This window comes from Micromonospora sp. (assembly GCF_048594385.1).
GTDB classification, from domain to species: domain Bacteria; phylum Actinomycetota; class Actinomycetes; order Mycobacteriales; family Micromonosporaceae; genus Micromonospora; species Micromonospora wenchangensis.
The window spans coordinates 1-4,418 of the sequence record NZ_JBMDWU010000502.1 but is presented as its reverse complement, the minus strand read 5'-3'; the positions used below and the strand labels follow the sequence as shown (position 1 = coordinate 4,418).

The following is a 4,418-nucleotide window of genomic DNA, read 5'->3' as shown; positions in this document are numbered from 1 at the left end:
GCCCCCGGGCCGGGGCGGCGGCGGCGCCCCCCCCCCCCGGGCCCCCGGCCCGGGGGGCGCGCGCCCCGCCGCCGGCCCCCCGGGCCCCCCGCCAACTGCCCCCGGCGCTGCCCGGGTTCGTCGGGCGCGCCGCGCAGCTCGCCCAGCTCGACGCGGGCTGCGCCGACCACGGCACGCCCGGCGGTGGCCAGTCGACCACCACGATGACGCTGTCGGGTACGGCCGGCGTCGGCAAGACGACCCTGGCGGTGTACTGGGCCCACCGGGTCGCCGACCGCTTCCCCGACGGGCAGCTCTACGTCGACCTGCGCGGATTCGACGCCACCGGCGCGGTGGTCACACCCGCCGAGGCGGTACGGGGCTTCCTGGAGGCCCTGGAGGTGCCGCCCGAGCGGATCCCCACCCACCTGCCCGCCCAGGTGGGGCTCTACCGCAGCCTGCTCGCCGGCCGACGGATGCTGGTGCTGCTGGACAACGCCCGCGACGTCGAGCAGGTACGGCCGCTGCTGGCCGGCAGTCCCGGCTGCCTGTTCCTGGTCACCAGCCGCAACCGGCTGGCCGGGCTGATCACCGCCGAGGGGGCCCGGCAGATCGCCGTCGACCTGCTCAGCACCGCCGAGGCGTGGCAGCTGCTGGCCCGGCGGCTCGGCCCGGACCGGTTGACCGTCGAACCGCAGGCGGTCGACGAGATGATCGAACGCTGCGTCCGGCTGCCGCTGGCGCTGGCCGTGCTCGCCGCGCGCGGGGCGGCGCACCCCACGTTCCCGCTGGCCACCATCGTCGACGAGCTACGCGAGTCGCCGCGCCTGCTCGACTCCTTCGACGGTGGGGACACCGGGACGGACGTGCAGTCGGTCTTCTCCTGGTCGTACCGGAACCTGACCCCGGCGGCGGCGCGACTGTTCCGGCTGTTCGGCTCGCACCCGGGGCCGGACATCGGGATCGCCGCGGCGGCCAGCCTGGCCGGCCTGCCCCGCAGCCAGGTGACCCGGCTGCTGGCCGAACTGGCCCACGCCCACCTGGTCACCGAACACGCGCCCGGCCGGTTCACCGCGCACGACCTGCTGCGGGCGTACGCGGGCGAGTTGGCCGAGAGCCTCGACCCCGCCGAGGAGCGGCAGTCGGCGGTCCGGCGTGGACTCGACCACTACCTGCACACCGCGCACACGGCGGCGCTGCTGTTGCAACCCGGTCGGGACCCGGTGACGCTGGCCGCCGTCCCGCCCGGGGTGACGCCCGAGGAGCTGACCGCCCACGGTCCGGCCCTGGCCTGGTTCACCACCGAGTATCCGGTGCTGTTGGCGGCGGTCTCGCACGCGAGGCGTGCCGGGTTCGACGGCCATGCCTGGCAACTGGCCTGGACCCTGGTGGATTTCCTCCAGCGCCGGGGGAACTGGCTGGACCTGGCCGCCGCCCAGCAGGCCGCCCTGGCCGGGGCGCAGCAGGCGGGGGACCGGGTGGGGCAGGCGAACGCCCACCGTGACCTGGCCCGGGTGCTCTGCCGGTTGGGTCGGCTGGACGAGGCGGTCGCGCACTACCGGGAGGCGCTGATCCTGTTCGGCGCGTTGGGCGACCACACCGGGCAGGCGCGCACCCACCGGGCGTTCGGGGCGATGTTCGACGGGCTCGGCCGGTACGCCGAGGCGCTGGAGCACGGGCAGCGGGCGCTGGCGCTCTACCGGGCCGCCGGACACCTGGCCGGGGAGGCCAGCGCCCGCAACGGGGTCGGCTGGGCGCACGCCCAACTCGGCCAGTACGGGCCGGCGCTGGAGCACTGCTCCCAGGCGCTGACGCTGCTGCGCCCGACCGGCGACCGGCACGGCGAGGCGAACACCTGGGACAGCCTGGGCTTCATCCACGACCGGCTGGGCCAGCACCGGCGGGCGATCCGCTGCTACGGTCGGGCGCTGGCGCTGTACCGGCGCATCGGTGACCGGTACGACGAGGCCGACACCCTGACCCGGCTCGGTGAGACCCGGCAGGCGGCGGGGGACGTCCACGGTGCCCTGCGGACCTGGCGGCGGGCGCTGGACATCTTCGACGACCTCGGTCACCCGGACGCCGCCCGGGTCCGGGAGCGGCTGGCCCGGGCGATGACCGGGAGCGCGGCCGGGGACTGACGACCCGACGCCACCCGGCACCGGCGGCGGGGACCGGCCGGTGCCAGGTGGCCCGGGGTCAACCCGTCGTGCAGCTCGGCACCGGGACGCCGGGGCCGCCGGTGGACGAGCCGAGGAACCCGAACGAGGTGCTGACGCCGGCGGCGAGTGTGCCGTTGTAGGCGACGTTACGGGCGGTCACCGTCGCGCCCTGGCTGGTCACTGTCGCGTTCCATGCCTGAGTGACCCGCTCGCCGTTGGTGTACGCCCAGGTCACGGTCCAGTTGCTGATCGCCGAGGCGCCGGCGGTGACCCGTACCTCGCCCTGGAACCCGCCGGTCCACTGGCTGGTCACGGTGTACGTCGCGGTGCAGCGGGCGGTGCCCGGCGGCGGGGTCGTGGTGGACGGCGGTGGGGTGGTGGGCGGTGGGGTGGTGGTGGGCGACGGGGGCGGGGTGGTGACCGGGCCGCCCCAGCCGGCGGTGGAGTCCAACCAGGCCGCCCGGCGCAGCATCCAGTCCCGCATGGCCTGGACCTGGCCCTGCCAGGTGGACGCGGTCGGGGTGTAGAAGGGGCCGACCATCGGCGCGGTCAGGTTCGGCCAGCGCTGGAAGTTGCGCTGCGCGGCGTTGGTCAACGGCGCGGCCAGCGCGGTGATCCGGGTCTGCAGGGCGGTGTCGGCGAGCGGGCCCCGGCGCAGCGTCTGCCAGCGGGACCGGAGCTGGTTGACGAAGGCCGGATCGCGTACGAGTTGCGGGAACCAGTCGTTGGCCAGCGGTTGCCGGGTCTGCTGGTACTGCCAGCCGGCGATCTGGTCGTTGCCGAAGTAGCCGCCGACGCCGAAGGTGAGGTCGTAGTCCCACAGCGGGCCGGCGAAGATCTTGGTGTCCCGGTCCTTGTAGAAGTACGCGCTGCGGATGTAGGAGTCCATCTCCCGGCTGAGTTCGTTGAGGACCATCTGGTCCACGAACGAGTCGACGTCGATGTACTTCCGGTAGCCGGTGACCGGGTCGGCGGAGTTCGGTGCCCGCAGCACGTCGTGGAATTCCTGCACGTAGCCCCGCAGCCAGTCCCGCTGGGGCGCCTGCAACGGTGACGGGTCCCGCACCTCCAGGTAGTTCCAGCAGGTCGCCGCCGCACCGGTGCAGGTCAGCGTCGGTTCCTCGGCGGCCAGCCACTCGAAGCTCCAGATGTACCCGCCCTGGATCTTGGGCAGGGTCAGGTCGTCCTCGTCGAGCTGCTTGAGGTCGAGGCGGTTCTTGGCGTTCTTGATCGTCTCGACCAGCATGTAGACGCCCATGTAGTCACCGGCGGCCACCGGGGCGGCGTCGGTGTTGAGATAGAACTCCACGAACCGGTACCGCGGCGCCGGCATGCCCATCTCGCGCCCGAGATCGTAGACGAGCGCCTCCCGGATCAACGCCTTGTCGCTGAACGGGCCGCGCAGCACCCAGTCGGAGTCGGCCGGCATGCCGAGCACCGGGTAGTCGGCGTCGTCGTTGTCGTTGCCCCGCAGTTCGACGCGGTACGGCGTCTTCTCGAACGACGCCGACGACTGGCCGCGCAGGTGGAACCCGGCGCGGGTGGCGACCGTCGGGGTCGCGGCCAGCGAGGTGGTGCCACCGCCGCCCGGCTCGAAGACCATGGCGGTGGCGTCGAGGTAATCGCGGCCGGGCTTGCCGGCACCGTACGAGTCGAGCAGGACCACCGGCAGGTCGTGGGCGGTGGCGACGTTCTGGGCGACGTACATGGCGGTCCCCGGTGCACCGGAGGCGGTCTGGCCGACGAAGGCCTGCACGCGTAGCTGGGTGGTGCGGGTGAACCGCAGCGGCGTGCCCGCGTACAGCGGCGACTGGGCGGTGGGCAGCCGGCCGTCGGTGGTGTACCGCAACTGTGCGCCGCCGATCGCGGTGCTCAGCGAGACCGTCACCTCCCCCTGGAAGGTGCCGCTCGGCCGGGAGAAGACGATGTCGCCGACCAGCTCGTCCGCCGCCCCGGCGGCGGCGACGGCGTCGGCGGCGGAGGTGTCCAGGCCGGTGGTGACCCCGGCGCGGGCGGCGGGCGGGCCGGCGGTCGCGGCGGATGGTCCGGCCTGTGCCGTGTGCGGCACGAGGAGCCCGGTGAGGAGCACGGCCACGGCCGCGATCCCGACGGCACGCCGGGTGGGCGGGCGAACGGTCAGACGCACGATGTCTCCTGGGTGACTCGGGGGGTGGTGGTGGGGGCCGGTGCCGCCGAGCCGGTGGCGTCGCGGAAGTGGGGGCGCCGCGGGCGGCGCCCCCCCCCCCACACCAGCCGCGCCCGGAGCGGCGCGCCGCC

2 protein-coding genes are annotated in these 4,418 nt (G+C 74.6%); one reads left to right on the top strand and one right to left on the bottom strand.

The window, feature by feature from the left end; all coding sequences use genetic code 11:
- The coding region (locus ACOJTC_RS27015) for an ATP-binding protein (protein WP_420118991.1) at positions 1-2,120 on the top strand (2,120 nt) is incomplete at its 5' end.
- 58 nt (positions 2,121-2,178) lie between these two features.
- Here ACOJTC_RS27015 and ACOJTC_RS27010 read toward each other — a convergent pair.
- The gene (locus ACOJTC_RS27010) at positions 2,179-4,287 is read right to left on the bottom strand and encodes a CotH kinase family protein (protein ID WP_420118990.1); all 2,109 of its coding nucleotides are present in this window, start codon (positions 4,285-4,287) and stop codon (positions 2,179-2,181) included.
- Between the last annotated feature and the right edge of the window lie 131 nt (positions 4,288-4,418).